Here is a 17,346-nt window from a genome sequence, read left to right as displayed (position 1 = left end):
TCGGCCTGCCATCACGAGTTGACTAAAAGTGGAGGTATTTTCGTCAGGAGTTTCGAACAGGCTGCTCGTCAGTTTCATCAAGTTCGACACGTGTGGGAAGAGTGGGTGGGTCATGGCGGAAGAAGGCCGGAGCGCAGCGAGCCGGAGCCTGTTGGAAACGGCACCGCAGACCGACGACGCCGTCAGTGCGGCCCTCCAGAAACTGGCCAAGATCCAGGCGTTTCTTGCTTCCTCCGCGCCCTCGGAGCGCACCGACGGTGTAATGTCGCACGTGGCGCTGCCTCACGAGGAGGAGGCGCTGCTGATCGATGCCGACGGCACCGGGCAGGTCGATTCTGTGCCGAGGAGCGCCGGCGGCACCGAGTCGGCCGGCGAGACCGTTGCTGACGACGGCGGGCGGCAAGGCGAACCCGCTCGTCCCGCGCGCGCGACCCCTTCGGCCGAACCGCAGGACACCGCGCTTCCGACGCCGCCGCGCATTCTCGCGCAACCCCCCGAGGTTCTGGCCGACGACATCAGACCTGAGACCGCGCCGGCGCCGGCCGAGCGGGAAGCAGCAGCGCAGCCTGATGTTTCCGAAGAGACCGAGGCCGCCCGGTCCGAAGCCGCCCCTGCCGAAGCGCCGCCGTCGGAAGCAAAGGGCGAAGCCCCCGTCGACAGCCCGGCCGTGGGCTTTTCCGGCGCCACCGTGGCCGAGGACATCGCGCCGGGAACGGTGATCGGCACGCTCGGCGATCCCGCCGTCACCGGCCCGATGAGCTTCACCCTCTCCGGTCCCGGCGCGCAGTTCTTTGCGGTCGCCGGCGACCAACTGGTCGTCAGGCCGAACGTGACGCTGGACGCCGAGACCACCGCGTCCCTCGCCCTGACCATCACCGCCACGAACAGCCTCGGCGAAACCGTCACGCGCACCGTCACCATCGCCGTCTCCGACGTCGACGAGGCCGATGTCACCGCCCCGGTCGACACCGACGCCGCAGTGAACACGATCACCGAAGCGGCCCCCGCCGGCACCGCCGTCGGCATCACCGCCTTTGCCTCGGACGCCGACGCCACGACGAATGCGGTCAGCTACACCGTCTCCGACAGCCGCTTCACCGTTGGTGCGGACGGCGTGGTGCGCATTGCCGCCGGCGCCAGCTTCGACGCCGAGACGGAAGCCTCCATCGGTCTCACCGTAACGGCGACCTCGGCGGACGGGTCGCAGGCGAGCCAGGCCTTCACCATCGCTGTCTCCGACATCGACGAATCCGACGTCTCCGCCCCCGTCGACACCGACGCCGCAGCGAACACGATCACCGAGGCCGCCACCGCCGGCACGGCGGTCGGCATCACCGCCTTCGCCAGCGACGCGGACGCAACCACGAACGCGGTCAGCTACACCGTCTCCGACAACCGCTTCACCGTCGGCGCCGATGGCGTCGTCCGAGTCGCGGCCGGCGCAAGTTTCGACGCCGAGACGGAAGCTTCGATCGGTCTCACCGTGACGGCGACATCGGCCGACGGCTCGCAGGCGAGCCAGTCCTTCACCCTCGCCATATCCGACGTGGCCGAGCTTGTTGTGCTGACGGCCGGCGATGACGTCTTCAACGAGGACGGCGTCACCGAGCTATCCGTCGACGGCGGGGCGGGCCATGACACGCTGACCGGTGGTACCGGCGCGGACAGCCTGATCGGTGGCGACGGAAACGACAGCCTCTCAGGCGGTGAGGGCGCGGACAGCCTGATGGGTGGGGCTGGAGCAGATGCCATCGACGGCGGGGACGGCGAGGACACCGCGATATTCAGCGGTGCTTACGACGAATACGAGATCACGGCCACGGTCTCGGGCGGGGTGACGACCTACACCGTCACCGACATGCGTTCCGGCTCGCCTGACGGGACGGATACCGTCTCCAATGTGACGACGTTTCAGTTCGCGGACCGGTCCATTGCCGTAAGCACGCTGGCGCTCGGTACGTGGGCTGGTGAAGTGCTGATGGCCGATTCATCTGCCCAGACCTTCTACGGCAACGGTGACCGAGACAAGGTCAATCACGACAATTCCACGACCGGTGTCCAGGTCAATCTCCTGACCGGCACGGGCAGTGGAGGAGACGCCGAAGGCGACCTTTATGCAGGGATCGAGAACGTTGGCGGATCCCGTCATGCCGACATTCTCATCGCACACAACGAAGGTGCGAAGATCGACGGGATGGGCGGCGCCGACACCCTGATCGGTGGCGACGGCAACGACACGATTGCGGCAGCGACCTGGAACGATGCGACCTCGATGGCCGACACCGCGGCCAAAGTCGTGTCTGCAGGTGCTGGCAACGACCGCATCGACGCATCACTCGGGGCGGACCAGATCGACGGTGGTAGCGGTTTCGACCGCGCCAACTACTTCTACTCGACCGGCGCGGTCACTGTGAACCTCGCGACCGGCCTCGGCAGTGGCGGCTTTGCTGAGGGCGACCAACTCAATGACATCGAATGGGTCACCGGTTCGAACCTCTTTGGCGACGTTCTGATCGGCAACAGCGATGCCAACATGCTGGACGGCGGCTGGGGCAACGATACGATTGTTGCGAGCGCCGGAGGCGACACTCTGGTCGGCGGCGGCAACATCGACCTGATCGACTTCTCGCAAGCCACACAGGGCGTGACGTTCAGCGCCGCAGTCACCGTGGCGCAGGCGACAGGTTCCGATTTCGGCACCATCACCGCATCGGGCTTTGAAAGAATCCTCGGCGGCGCGGGCAGCGACGCGTTGACCGGCTCGAGCGGTGCGGACACCATTACCGGTGGCGCGGGCAATGACACGATCGACGGCGGCGGCGGGACCGACACAGTCGTCCTCTCCGGCAATTGGGCCGACTATACGATCAGCAAGAACGGCAGCACCTACACGATCGCCCACAAGAACGGCGGCCCCAACGGCACCGACACGGTGACGAACGTCGAGAACTTCCAATTCGCCGACCGGACGCTCGCTGCGGCGCAGATCTTGAACGTCGGCCCGACCGACTTGACCGCCACCGGCGGCACCATCGCCGAGAACGCCGCGGCCGGCGCCGTGGTCGCCACCCTGTCGGCGACCGACGCCAACGCCGGCGACAGCTTCACCTACGCCATCATCGGCGGGGACACGGCCAGATACGAGATCGTCGGCAACCAGATCCGCGTCAAGGCCGGCGCGGCCCTCGACGCGGAGACGGACGCTGCCGACAGCGTCACGGTCCAGGTCACCGACGCCAGCGGCGCCACCTACACGGAGACGGTGGCGATCACTCTCACCGACATCGACGAATCCGACGTCACCGCCCCCGTCGACACCGACGCCACCGCGAACACGATCAGCGAGGCCGCCGCCGCCGGCACCGCCGTCGGCATCACCGCCTTCGCAAGCGACGCGGACGCCACGTCGAACACCGTCAGCTACACCGTCTCCGACAGCCGCTTCACCGTCGGCGCCGACGGCGTGGTTCGCGTCGCTGCCGGCGCCAGCTTCGACGCCGAGACGGAAGCCTCCATCGCCCTCACCGTCACCGCGACATCCGCGGACGGCTCGCAGGCGAGCCAGTCCTTTACGGTCGCTATCTCGGACGTCGACGAATCCGACGTTTCCGCCCCCGCCGACACCGACGCCACCGCGAACACGATCACCGAGGCCGCCACCGCCGGCACCGCGGTCGGCATCACCGCCTTCGCCAGCGACGCGGATGCGACCACGAACGCGGTCAGCTACACCGTCTCCGACAACCGCTTCACCGTCGGCTCGGACGGCGTGGTCCGCGTTGCGGCCGGCGCAAGTTTTGACGCCGAGACGGAGACCTCGATCGGCCTTACCGTCACCGCCACCTCTGCTGACAGTTCGCAGGCGAGCCAGGCATTCACCTTGGCGGTGACCGACGTCGCGGAACACCTCACGCTCACCGCAGGCAATGACAGCTTTGCGGAATCCGGCGTTACCGAGGTTTCGGTCGACGGCGGCGCGGGGGACGACACGCTGACCGGCGGAACGGGCGCGGATTATCTCATCGGCGGCGACGGCGATGACCTGATCGTCGGGGGCGAGGGCAGCGATAGTCTGGTCGGTGGCGCGGGGAACGACACGGTCCTTGGCTTCGATGGCAATGACACCGTGGTTGGCGGCGATGGAATCGATCTTCTCGACCTCTCCGGCTTGACCAACGACCTGGACGTCGACCTCACGGCCGGTTCGGTTTCGGTCGACGGCGAACTCTCGGAGGGTTCGATCACCGGGTTCGAAATGGTTGCGACGGGATCGGGCTACGACATCGTGACAGGCTCGTCCGATGCCGAGGTCATCTCCACGAACGCCGGCGACGATACTGTCGTGGTCACGGCCGGCGGGGACACCCTGTCGGGCGGATCCGGCTCGGACTCTCTCGACTTCTCACTTGCCCAATCCGGCGTGACTTTCGACCTCTCGTCAACGGCGGCACAGGCGACCGGCACCAATCTGGGATCCGTGACGGCATCCGAATTCGAAGCATTGCTCGGTTCCGATTTTGCGGATCGGCTGACGGGTGCTTCTTCCGACGATTTCCTGGCCGGCGGCCTGGGTAGCGACAGCCTTTCCGGTGGAGCCGGTGCCGACCTTCTTTTGGGAGAGTCCGGCAACGACACCCTCACCGGCGGTGCGGGTAACGACTCCCTCGACGGCGGCGCAGGCACCGACGTGGCGGTCTTCACCGGCAACTGGTCCGATTATGCGATCTCGGCCGCCGTGGTAGCGGGAGTGACGCACTACACGATCACCGATCTGCGGCCCGGATCTCCGGACGGCACCGATCTGGTTCGGCAGGTCGATCAGTTCAGGTTCGCAGATCGGACCGTGGCACGAGCCGACCTCCTCAATGTCGCGCCGACGGACATTACTGCCGCCGGCGGCACGGTGGCCGAGGACGCCGCGCCGGGTACGGTGGTCGCGACCCTGTCGACGATAGACGCCAACGCCGGCGATCTGTTCACCTATGCGATCACCGGCGGCGACAGCGCTAAATACGAGATCGTCGGCAACGAGATCCGCGTGAAGGCGGGTGCCGGTCTCGACTATGAGACGGACGTTTCCGACAGCGTCACGATCGAGGTGACGGACGCCAACGGCGCGACCTACACGGAAACGATCGCGATCACGGTTTCCGATATCGACGAGTCCGACGTCACTGCTCCCGTCGACACCGACGCCGCGGCGAACACGATCACCGAAGCCGCCACCGCCGGCACCGCCGTCGGCATCACCGCCTTTGCCACAGACGCGGATGCGACCACCAACACGGTGAGCTACACTGTCTCCGACAGCCGCTTCACCGTCGGCGCCGACGGCATCGTCCGCGTCGCGGCCGGCGCCAGCTTCGACGCGGAGACGGAAGGCAGCATCAGCCTCACCGTCACCGCCACCTCTGCCGACGGATCGCAGGCGAGCCAGTCCTTCACCGTCGCCGTCTCCGACGTCGACGAATCCGACGTCACCGCCCCCGTCGACACCGACGCCACCGCGAACACGATCAGCGAGGCCGCCGCCGCCGGCACCGCCGTCGGCATCACCGCCTTCGCAAGCGACGCGGACGCCACGTCGAACACCGTCAGCTACACCGTCTCCGACAGCCGCTTCACCGTCGGCGCCGACGGCGTGGTTCGCGTCGCTGCCGGCGCCAGCTTCGACGCCGAGACGGAAGCCTCCATCGCCCTCACCGTCACCGCGACATCCGCGGACGGCTCGCAGGCGAGCCAGTCCTTTACGGTCGCTATCTCGGACGTCGACGAATCCGACGTTTCCGCCCCCGCCGACACCGACGCCACCGCGAACACGATCACCGAGGCCGCCACCGCCGGCACCGCGGTCGGCATCACCGCCTTCGCCAGCGACGCGGACGCAACCACGAACGCGGTGAGCTACACCGTCTCCGACAACCGCTTCACCGTCGGCGCCGATGGCGTCGTCCGCGTCGCGGCCGGCGCAAGTTTCGACGCCGAGACGGAAGCCTCCATTGGCCTTACCGTCACCGCCACCTCCGCCGACGGCTCCACCGCCAGCCAAGCGTTCACGGTCGCCGTCAGCGACGTGAACGAGGCTCCGATCGGGATCGGTCTCACCGACGCTTCGATGCCCAACGTCATCAATGTGACGATCGGTGGCGAGTGGGGCGGCGATACCGCCGACGAAGTTGCGCCACCGGCTTACGAGATCGTCGTGGATGGCGTCGTGGTCGCGTCGGGAACGGTATCCTGGGCGACCGAGGTCCCGTTCGAGGACCAGGATCCCGCGACGCGGATGCAGACGATCAGCCTCGCGCTGGACGGGCCTGTTCCCTCGTCCGTTTCGGTGCGTTTCATCAACGATGCCTACACTCCGGAGCACGGCGATCGGAACCTGATCGTGGGTGGGGTGGAGGTGAACGGCTTGTCCATTTCCTCCGGCACCTACATCGGGGAGTCCGGAACGGTCTGGCCAGGCTATTCCCAGCAGATCATGCCGTGGACCGGTGAGATCGCCTTCGACACCTCGTCCGCCCCGACGGCCGACAGCGTTTACGATGCCGTCATCGCTGAGGGCGAGGCCGGGGCTGCGGTCGGGACGCTGTCGATCGTGGATCCGGACGCAGGCGACAGCGCAACCTTCACCGTTTCGGACTCCCGGTTCGAGGTGGTCGGCCAGGCGTTGAAGCTCAAGGACGGCATCGTCCTCGACTTCGAAGCGGGAGCCTTGGTGCAGGTCACCGTCACGGGCACGGATTCGGCCGGCCTTTCGGTCTCGCAGACGTTCGACATCGCCGTCACCAACCTCAACGAAGCGCCCTCGACGATGGCGCTCTCGGCGGACACCGTGGCAGAGAACGCCGCCAACGGAACCGTGGTGGGCAAGGTGACGACCGTCGATCCCGATGAGGGCTCGAGCTTCGCCTACACGCTTTTGGACAATGCCGGGGGCCGCTTCGCGATCGACCCTGCGACCGGAAAGATCACAGTTTCCGACGCGGCCTTGATCGACGCTGAACAGGCAACCAGCCACAGCGTGACCGTTGAGGTCTCCGACGGAGTCAACACCACGACGCAGACCTTCACGATCTCCGTCAGCGACGTCGGCGAGGCCCTGGTCCTTACAGCGGGCAACGACAGCTTCGTCGATACCGGCGTGGCCGAACTCTCCATCGACGGCTTGGCGGGAGACGACACGATATCCGGCGGAGCGGGTGCGAACATGATTCTCGGCGGGGCCGGGAATGACAGCATCGTGGCGACAGCCGGCGGAGATACGCTGGACGGCGGTGCCGACACGGACACGATCAGCTTCGCGGCAGCATCGTCCGCGCTGACGTTCGACCTTTCCGATGGCAGCGCCCAGAACACAGGCTCGGACTTCGGCGCAGTCACCGCGAGCGGGTTCGAGAACATAGTCGGCGGGTCCGGCTCGGACAGCCTTCTGGGCAGCGGCGCCGCAAACGTCATCGATGCCGGGGCGGGGGACGACACGGTCGACGGCGCTGGCGGAGACGACACGCTTGTCGGCGGAAGCGGGACCGACACGCTCTCGTTCGCGTCCGCGTCCAACGGGGTCGTCGTCAGCATCGCTACGACGGCGGCTCAGGACACGAGCGCATTCTCCGGTTGGATGTCGGCGTCGGCGGGCGTCGGAAGCATCACGGTCTCCGGCTTCGAAAACCTGATCGGCTCCGCCTACGGCGACTCGCTTCGGGGCGACACCGGCAGCAACCTCGTCCAGGGCGGGGCGGGTGATGACTACATCGGTTCGTCCAGCGGCGCCGATACCATCGACGGCGGCGACGGCAGCGATTGGTTCACGCTCGGCATGGTCGGGACGCCTGGTACTGTCGTCAATCTTCAGACAGGACAAGCGATCCTGGCGGACGGCTCGCTCCAATCACTGATCAGCATCGAGAACGTCCGGGGCTCGAACTATGCCGACCAACTGATCGGAAACGACGGCGACAACATCTTCCACGGCAGCACTGCCCGTAACGCCTCCAACCAGGCGGTCCTGACGGACACCATCGACGGCGGAGCCGGAATCGACACGCTAGACTGGTCGACCTTGTCTCACGTCGGCGTCAGCGTGGACCTTTCGGTTTCCACCCTCCAGAACAACAACCAGGTTGGCGGCTTGATCGTCACCAATGTCGAGAACCTCGTAGGCTCCAACTTCAACGACACGCTCCGTGGCGACGCTGGTGCAAACCGGCTTTCGGGCGGGAGCGGCAACGACACCCTCCAGGGCCGCGCCGGCAATGACACCATCGACGGCGGGACGGGCACCGACACGGCCGTCTTCTCCGGCAACTGGGCGGACTATGCCGTCACGGCAAACCCAGATGGCAGCTACACGATCGTAGATCGTCGTGGCGGATCACCGGACGGCACGGACTCGGTTTCGAATGTCGAGAGCTTCCAGTTCGCCGACCGCACGGTCGCAGCGGCTGATCTCCTCAACATCGCGCCGACGGATCTCGTCGCAACCGGCGGAACGGTGATTGAGACTGCGGCAGCGGGCACCGTGGTGGCGACGCTTTCCGCCGTCGACGGCAATGCCGGCGATACCTTCACCTATGCCATCACGGGCGGCGATGCGGCCCGGTACGAGATCGTCGGCAACGAGATCCGCCTGAAGGCCGGCGTTTCGCTCGACTATGAGGCCGATGCCGCGGACAGCGTCACGGTCCAGGTCACCGACGCCAGCGGCGCGACCTACTCCGAGACGGTGTCGATCACAGTCACCGACGTCTCGGAAGCGGTGGTCCTCACCGCCGGTAGCGACAGCTTCACCGACAGCGGCGTCACGGAGCTGTCTGTGGATGGCGGCGCCGGCAACGACACGATCACCGGCTCGGCGGTCAACGACAGCCTGGTCGGCGGCGACGGAGCCGATCGGCTCTTCGGCGGCGACGGCGACGATATCCTCTACAGCGGCAAGCCCGGCGACTACGACACCGTCAAGGTGGACGACGCGGCGGCCGACTCGCTGGACGGCGGCTCAGGCAACGACACGCTCGTCGGCAGCCAGGGGGCCGACACGCTGATCGGCGGCGACGGCATCGACACCGTCTCCTACGCCAACTCGAACCGGGAGATCGCGGTCGATCTGCAGTCCGGCAGCGGCGGCGGCTGGGGTACGTCGCATGCGTTCGGCGACGTGCTCTCCGGGATCGAGAATGTCGTCGGGTCGCTTCACGGCGACACCATCTCCGGCGGCAGCGGCGACAACCTGCTGGACGGCTATGCCGGCAACGACGTGCTGGACGGACGCGGCGGCAACGACACGCTCCTCGGCGGCACCGCCGACGATACGCTGACGGGCGGCGCCGGCGACGACAGCATCGACGGCGGCGCCCACACCGACACCGCGGTGTTCTCGGGCAGCTGGGCCGACTACACGATCACGGAGAGCGGCGGGACCTATACGCTGGTCCACAAGAACGGCGGCGCGGACGGCACCGACACGGTGAACAACGTCGAGAACTTCCAGTTCGCCGACCGCACGGTCGCGGCGGCGAGCCTGTTGAACGCGGCGCCGACCGACATCGCGGCGTCCGGCGGCAGTGTGGCCGAGAACGCTGCGGCCGGTACCGTGGTCGCGACCTTGTCGACGACGGACGCCAACGCCGGCGACAGCTTCACCTACGCCATCACCGGCGGCGACAGCGTCAAGTACGAGATCGTCGGCAACGAGATCCGCGTCAAGGCCGGCGCGACGCTCGACTATGAGACGGACGCGACGGACAGCGTGACGATTGAGGTGACGGACGCCAACGGCGCGACCTATTCGGAAGTGGTGGCGATCACGATCTCCGACGTGGCCGAGGCGATCGTGCTCACCGCCGGCAATGACAGCTTCACCGACGCCGGAACGACGGAGCTCTCCGTCGACGGCGGCGATGGCGATGATACGATAATCGGCAGCGCGGGCAGCGACACGTTGTATGGCGGCGCCGGGAACGACAGCATCGTCGGCGGGGAAGGCAACGAGGTCCTGGTTGGCGGCAGCGGTAACGACACTCTCAACGGCGGCGGATGGTGGGATACCGTCGACTACAGCGGCGACAACACGGCGGTTTCCGTGAACCTTTCCACCGGCGTGGCGAGCGGCGCGGCGATCGGCACGGACAGCCTGCTCTCGATTGAGCATGTGGTGTCCGGGTCCGGCAACGACACGCTGACCGGCAGCTCCGGAGATGATCAGTTCGACGACACGGGAGGCAACAACCTTGTCGACGGAAAAGGCGGCAACGACGCCTTCTACCTTGGTTCGGGCAACGACACGATCCTGGCCGGATCCGGCAATGAAGTCATCTTCGGCGGCGGTGGAACCGATACCGTCTCCTACGTGAATGCGGCGAGTGGCGTAACGTATGATCTCGGCGCCGGCGGCAACCAAGCCACCGGCGGATCCGGCACGGATCAGATGAACTCGATCGAGAACCTGATCGGATCGGAATACGCCGACACCTTCACCGGCAACGCCGGCAACAACGTGATCGACGGCGGGGCAGGCAATGACGCCCTGGCCGGCGGCGGTGGAAGCGACACACTGACCGGTGGTGAAGGAAACGATACGCTGACCGGTGGCAGCGGAAGCGACAGCATCGTCGGCGGCAACGGGACCGATACGGTGGTCTTCTCGGGCAACTGGGCCGACTACACGATCACCCTGAACGCCGGCACCTACACCTTCGTCCACAAGAACGGCGGCAGCGACGGTACGGACACCGTCAGCGGCGTCGAGAGCTTCCAGTTCGCCAACGGCACCCGCACGACGGCGACCTTGATGAACGCGGCGCCGACGGACCTTTCCGCCAGCGGCGGCACCGTCGCCGAGAACAGCGCGGCGGGGACCGTCGTGGCCACCCTGTCCGCCACCGATCCGGATGCGGGTGAGACCTTCACCTATGCGATCACCGGAGGCGATAGCGCCAAATACGAGATCGTCGGCAACCAGATCCGCGTCAAAGCCGGCGCGACGCTGAACTTCGAAGCCGATGCATCGGACAGCGTGACGGTGCAGGTAACGGACTCCGCAGGCAATACCTATTCGGAAGCCGTCGCGATCAGCCTCACCGACGTCGCCGAGAGCCACACGCTGACCAGCGGCAACGACACCTTCACCGAAACGAGCGTTGCGGAAACGTCTCTGGCCGGCGGTGCTGGCACGGACACCTATGTCCTGAGCGGAAACGCCTCGCAGTACATGCTGTCGTACAACGGCACGACCATGACGATCACCGACATGGCCGACTACGAGGCGACCGGCGTGGCGAAGACGACCGCGCTCACCAGCTTCGAGACGCTTCAGTTCGCCGACCGCTCGTTCACGATCAGCTCCTTCCTTTACGGCAGTTCCGCCCACGAGACCTGGACCGCGACCAACAACGCCGAATACGCGATCGGCAACGGCGGCGGGGACAGCGGCGATCTCGCCGGCGGGAATGACGTCGCCTACACCGGCGCTGGAAACAGCTCGGTCAGCGGCGGCGACGGCAATGATCTCCTGGTCGGCTACACCGGCTACGACACGTTCTACGGCGGCACTGGCGACGACACGATTTTCGGATACCAGGGCAACGACTACGTCACCGGCGACGCCGGCGACGACCTGATCTCCGGCGGATCCGGTGACGACACCCTCTATGCCGGCGACGGCGCCGACAGCATTCTGGGTGGATCGGGCGCGGACTACGTGACCGGTGACGCCGGAAACGACACGATCAGCGCCGGTACCGGCAACGACACGATCTACGCCGGCGCCGACAACGACATCGTCTCCGACACCGGCGGCAACGACACGCTCGACGGCGGCAACGGCACCGACATCCTGGACTACTCGGCCGATACGGCCGGGGTCACAGTCAACCTGGCGACCAGCACCGCGACGGGCGCGGCGACGGGGTCCGACACCATCTGGAACTTCGAGGAGGTGTGGACCGGTTCCGGTAACGACAGCATTACCGGCGACGGAAACGCCAACTGGTTCAACAGCGGCGCAGGCAACGACACCATCTCCGCCGGCGCCGGCAACGACCAGCTCATCGGCGGCGCTGGCAACGACATCCTCACCGGCGGTTCTGGCGCGGATAGCATGGCCGGTGGCTCCGGCACCGACTCCTTCATGTTCTACTATGGCGACGGCAACGACACGATCGCCGGCGGCGCTGGCGGCGGATGGACCGACACGCTGGATATCGACGGGGCGGGCGCCTACACCGGGCTCGACACCAGCCTGATCACGGGGAGCGACTGGACGCTGCATCTGAACAGCGGCTCGGTGACGAACCAAACGGCGAACCAACTTGATCTTTCGGCCGACTCCTCCGGTTTTGTCGCCTTCGGAAACGGTCAGGTCATCCAGTTCACCGAACTGGAACGCATCACCTTCTGATCAACGGATCAACAGTTTCGCCTTTTCGAACGGCCGCCGCGCCTTGTCGCCCGGCGGCCGCTCTTCTATCGTCCCCGGCCCGTAGACGAGTGTGGCCAGAGCGATGAAACCCACCAATCCTATCTTCACCGGTCTGCCGACCACCATCTTCGAGGTCATGTCCCGCCTTGCGGTGGAGACCGGCGCCATCAACCTCGGCCAGGGCTTTCCCGATGTCGACGGCCCGGAAGTGATCCGGCGTGCGGCAGCCGACGCCTTGATGGCGGGTCCGAACCAGTACCCGTCGATGATGGGCATCGAGGACCTGCGCCAGGCAGTCGCCGAGACCAACAAGCGGTTCTATGGCTTGGACGTGGACTGGCGCTCCGAAGTGATGGTGACGTCAGGCGCCACGGAGGCCATCGCCGACGCCATCATCGGTCTCGTCGCGCCCGGCGACGAGGTGGTCCTGATCGAGCCGCTCTACGATTGCTACCTTCCGATCGTGCGGCAGGCCGGCGGCATCCCGAAGCTGGTCCGCATCACGCCGCCCCATTGGACGCTCGACCCCGATGCGCTCGCCGCCGCCTTCAGCGATCGCACCAAGGCAATCCTGATCAACACCCCGATGAACCCGGCCGGCAAGGTGTTCACCCGCGACGAGCTGCAGTTGATCGCCGACCTCTGCATCAAGCACGACGCCTACGTGATCGCCGACGAGGTCTACGAGCACCTCGTCTACGACGGCCGCACCCACGTTTCGCCCATGCAGCTTCCCGGCATGCGCGACCGGGTGGTGCGGATCGGGTCCGCCGGCAAGACGTTCTCGCTGACCGCCTGGAAGATCGGCTACATCACCGCCGCGCCGCACCTGCTCGCGCCGATCGCCAAGGTCCACCAGTTCGTGACCTTCACCACGCCGCCCGACCTGCAGAAGGGCGTGGCGGCCGGCCTGAGGCTCGGCGACGACTACTTCCGGGATTTTGCCACCGGCCTAGCCGCCAAGCGGGACCGGCTGTCGGCCGGCCTCGCCGACCTCGGCTTCGAGGTGCTGAAATCCGAGGGCACCTACTTCGTCACCACGGACACCGGCCCGCTCGGCATCGCAGACGACAAGGAGGCCTGCCTGAAGATGACGCGGGAGGCCGGCGTCGCCGCGGTCCCCGTCTCGGCTTTCTACGCGTCGAACCCGCCCTCCACCTACATCCGTTTCTGCTTCTGCAAGAAGGACGAAGTGCTGGATACGGCACTGGAACGGCTGCGGACCTGGCTTCGTCGGGCAGCGTGACGGCCAAAGCGCCATTCCCTCCTCGCGGCGGGAATGCTATCGGCTCTCGCGCTGTCGGGAGTGAGGCTCATGGATAATCCGGTTCTGGTCGAAGTCACACGTGGGAACGTGGTCGAGAGCCGCCATCGCGGGGCCATCGCCGTGGTCGACGGAGACGGGCGGCTCGTCCTTGGCGTCGGAGATATCGAGCGTCCTGTGTTTCCCCGCTCTGCGGTGAAGGCCTTCCAGGCGCTGCCGCTGATCGAGAGCGGCGCGGCGGACAGATACGGCTTCGGCAATGCCGAACTGGCGCTCGCGATCTCCTCGCACAACGGCGAGGAGCGCCACGTGGAGACAGCCCGCCGCATGTTGGCCGCGGCCGGACTCGACGAGGGCTGCCTTGAGTGCGGCCCGCAATGGCCTGAGCGCGGCAAGGACCAGGCCGTGCTGCACCGCGCCGGCTTGAACCCCGGCCGCATCCACAACAACTGCTCCGGCAAGCATTCCGGGTTTCTCTGCACCGCCGCCTGCACCGGCGAGGACCCCGCTGGCTACGTGAAGGCCGAACACCCGGTCATGCGCGCCGTGGTCGCCGCTGGTGAGGAGATGACCGGCGCGAAGCACGCCTCGGACCGGATGGGCATCGACGGCTGCTCGATCCCCACCTTCGCCATCCCGCTGCAGTCGATCGCCCTTGGCTTCGCACGGTTCGCGACCGGGGTCGGGCTGTCTCCGGCGCGCAGGGCCGCCTGCGATCGTCTCCGCAAGGCCGCCGCGGCCGAGCCGTTCATGGTCGCCGGCACCGGCCGGTTCTGCACCAAAGCAATGACGCTCCTCGGTGAAAGGGCGTTCGTGAAGACCGGCGCGGAAGGCGTCTTCACCGCCGCACTGCCTGAACAGGGGCTCGGGATCGCGGTGAAGATCGACGACGGCGCCGCGCGCGCCTCCGAAGTCGTCACCGCCGATCTGCTGAAGCGTTTCCTGTCCGGGCTGGACGATCGCCTGACGGCCGGCCTCGATAGCCTGCGCCGCCCTGCGATCCAGGACCGGACTGGCGTCACCGTCGGCGAATTGCGGCCGACGGCGGCGGTCTCCGGGATCTGATCAGCCGATCCGGTTGGCCGAGAGCGTGATGTGCGGCAGGTCGGCTGTCCCGATACGGGTCAGATCGTCCGAAACGAACTCGGCCCAGCGCATGCCGCGGACCGCACCGTCCGGGGTGGCGGAGAACAGGTTGTTGGCGATCATCACGTCGCCGACGCCGTCCACCACGCTGACGCCGACGCCCACCTTGGAGTCGCGGATCATGTTGCCGGTGGCCACGATGTTGCGCAGGTATGGCCCCCAGCCGAGCAGCAGCCCGACGCTCGGGGCTCCGTCGATCACATTGCCCGTGACGCTCGCGTCGGCTTCCACTGAAATGCCGATGCCGAAGTCGAGGCCGTGCTCGTCGGGGTAGGGCGCGCCGTGCCGCAGGTTGCGGATCATGTTGCCCGAGACCACCGCCAGCCGGCCGCCGTCGTTGAAGTTGGCGATCGAGATGCCGATCGAGGCGCCGTCGACGATGTTGCCGCTGACCATGGCGCCCTCGAAGCCGAATTCGGAGTAGATCGCCGTCTCGCCCGACCGGAAGCAGCTGTTGCCCGCGATCTGCACGTTCGAGCCCGCGTTGGAGCGCACCGCGGAGAAGGCGCAATCGGCCACCCGGTTGCTGGAGACGACCACCCCGTCGGCCCGGAACACGTTGATGCCGTTGCCGTTCTGCCCCGTGCCGCCGGACCGCGCGCCGATCCGTTCCACCCGGTTCTGGCTGACGATGGTGCCGTCCTCGCCCTTGGTCCAGCGGTGCACCAGGATGCCGCCGTCGCCGCAGTCGGCGACCAGGTTGTCGGTGATGGTGAGGCCCTGGCCGTCCACCGACCAGATGCCCGCGTCACGCGCGCCGCTGATCCGGCTGCCGTTGATGCGCCCGGAGACCCGTTCCAGCGCCAGTCCGTTGCGGCTGCTTCCAATGACCGCCGACCGCTCCAGGGTCACGTCATCCATCGCCATGAAGTGCACGAGGCCCGGCGCGTAGTCGCCGAGAGCCCGATTGGCGCCGTCGAGGGTCAGCCCGTCCAGGCTGATGCCGGAGCCGTTGGCCGCATAGACGAGATGCCCGCCGCCGCCGTAGACCAGCCGGGTCTGTCCGGGAACGCCGACGAGGCGCATGCCGCTCGGCAGCGTCAGGTTCGACACCTCGTAGCGCCCGGGCGGCAGGAACAGCGGCTTGGCCTCGGCCGCGGCGCGGTCGATCGCAGCCTGAAGCTCGACGCTCTGGTCGTCCACGGCGCCGGGGTGTACGCCGGCGTCGGTGGCCGCCAGCGTGCCGCGGAGGTCGACGAGATCGATGCGTTCCGGCGCCGCCGCTGCCGGTACGGTACCGGACACCGCTGCGGCGGCTGTTGCGAACAGAAAGGCGCGTCGATCCATGGGCCCGGTCTCCTTGGCAGGAGACGGAGCAATCCGCGTTCCAGGTCGGCTGTGCCGGAACGGGACGCCGCGGGCCCAGAGATCAGGCGGCGAGCGCGCGTCGGGTGCGGACGTAGGCCTTGCCGTTGCCGTCGAACACGTGCAGCCGGTCCGCATCGGCGGTGACGCTGATGTGCTGCCCGCGCTCCAGTTGGCTGTCGCCGTCGAGCTTGGCGATCAGCGGCTCCTCCATGCCGATGTCGATGTAGGCGAGCACGACCTCGCCGAGCTTTTCCACCAGCAGCACGTTTCCGGAGAACAGGCCCGGACCGTCGGTCGGCCGCAGGTCCTCCGGACGCACGCCGAAGGTGGCGGCGCTGCCGGCCGCGGAGGCCGGAACGTTCGCGTCCACCTGGACGGGCTGGCCGTTCAGCGGCCTCACCGTTGCAGGCATCCCGCCCGCTTCGATCTTGGCCGGAATGATGTTCATGGCCGGCGAGCCGATGAAGCGCGCGACGAAAAGGTTGTCAGGTGCGTGGTAGAGCTCCATCGGCGAACCGACCTGCTCGATCTTGCCGCCATTGAGCACCACGATCCGGTCGGCGAGCGTCATCGCCTCGACCTGATCGTGCGTGACGTAGATCATCGTGGTCTGGTGCATCCGCTCGTGCAGCTTGGCGATCTCGATCCGGGTGGCCACCCGGAGCGCCGCGTCGAGATTGGAGAGCGGCTCGTCGAACAGGAACACCTTGGGATCGCGAACGATGGCCCGGCCGATCGCCACGCGCTGCCGCTGCCCGCCCGAGAGCTGCTTCGGCAACCGGTCCAGGTACTGGGTGATCTGCAGCATCTCGGCCGCCGCCCGCACCCGCTTGTCGAGGTCTTCCTTGCTGGTGTTGGCGAGCTTCAGGCCGAAGGCCATGTTGTCGTAGACGGTCATGTGCGGGTAGAGCGCGTAGGACTGGAACACCATTGCGATGCCGCGCTTGGACGGGGGCAGGGCATTGACCACCTGACCGTCGATCTCCAGCGTCCCGCCGGTGATGTCCTCCAGCCCCGCGATGAGGCGCAGCAGCGTGGACTTGCCGCAGCCCGACGGCCCCACGAAGACGATGAACTCACCGGACCGGATCGTGAGATCGATGCCGTGCAGCACCTTCACGCTCCCGTAGGACTTGGCGACGTTCGTCAGCTTCAGGTTGGCCATCGTTTCCTCCCATTCGGTTTCTTGTCATGCGGCAGCCGTTGAAGG

At 67.0% G+C, this 17,346-nt stretch carries 5 protein-coding genes; 3 read left to right on the top strand and 2 right to left on the bottom strand.

The features are described from left to right. Positions 1 to 112: 112 nt before the first annotated feature. The 3 genes from HZ321_RS09355 to HZ321_RS09345 all read left to right on the top strand — a co-directional run bounded on the left by HZ321_RS09355 (position 113) and on the right by HZ321_RS09345 (position 14,747). Positions 113 to 12,397 (top strand): cadherin domain-containing protein, encoded by a 12,285-nt coding sequence (locus HZ321_RS09355; protein WP_181702018.1) that lies wholly within the window; start codon positions 113 to 115, stop codon positions 12,395 to 12,397. Between the two features lie 103 nt (positions 12,398 to 12,500). Then, entirely contained in the window at positions 12,501 to 13,664 is a 1,164-nt protein-coding gene (locus HZ321_RS09350; RefSeq protein WP_181702017.1) for an aminotransferase, read from the top strand. A gap of 69 nt (positions 13,665 to 13,733) precedes the next feature. Further along, positions 13,734 to 14,747: an asparaginase gene (locus HZ321_RS09345; RefSeq protein ID WP_181702016.1), complete on the top strand. Its 1,014-nt coding sequence runs from the start codon at positions 13,734 to 13,736 to the stop codon at positions 14,745 to 14,747. Here the strand turns inward: HZ321_RS09345 and HZ321_RS09340 are convergent, their stop codons facing one another. Beyond that, a complete protein-coding gene (locus HZ321_RS09340; protein WP_181702015.1) occupies positions 14,748 to 16,115 on the bottom strand; it encodes a TIGR03808 family TAT-translocated repetitive protein in 1,368 nt (455 codons plus the stop codon). Between the two features lie 82 nt (positions 16,116 to 16,197). After that, entirely contained in the window at positions 16,198 to 17,301 is a 1,104-nt protein-coding gene (locus tag HZ321_RS09335) for an ABC transporter ATP-binding protein (RefSeq protein ID WP_181702014.1), read from the bottom strand. Positions 17,302 to 17,346: the final 45 nt, after the last annotated feature.

Source organism: Chthonobacter albigriseus (assembly GCF_013839445.1).
GTDB classification, from domain to species: domain Bacteria; phylum Pseudomonadota; class Alphaproteobacteria; order Rhizobiales; family Pleomorphomonadaceae; genus Chthonobacter; species Chthonobacter albigriseus.
This window is presented reverse-complemented; position numbering and strand designations above follow the sequence as displayed.

Excerpts from the sequence above, each read along its gene's own strand:
- HZ321_RS09350 (WP_181702017.1), top strand. The coding sequence starts at position 12,501 with ATGAAACCCACCAATCCTATCTTCACCGGTCTGCCGACCACCATCTTC.
- HZ321_RS09340 (WP_181702015.1), bottom strand. The coding sequence starts at position 16,115 with ATGGATCGACGCGCCTTTCTGTTCGCAACAGCCGCCGCAGCGGTGTCC.
- HZ321_RS09355 (WP_181702018.1), top strand. The coding sequence starts at position 113 with ATGGCGGAAGAAGGCCGGAGCGCAGCGAGCCGGAGCCTGTTGGAAACG.
- HZ321_RS09335 (WP_181702014.1), bottom strand. The coding sequence starts at position 17,301 with ATGGCCAACCTGAAGCTGACGAACGTCGCCAAGTCCTACGGGAGCGTG.
- HZ321_RS09345 (WP_181702016.1), top strand. The coding sequence starts at position 13,734 with ATGGATAATCCGGTTCTGGTCGAAGTCACACGTGGGAACGTGGTCGAG.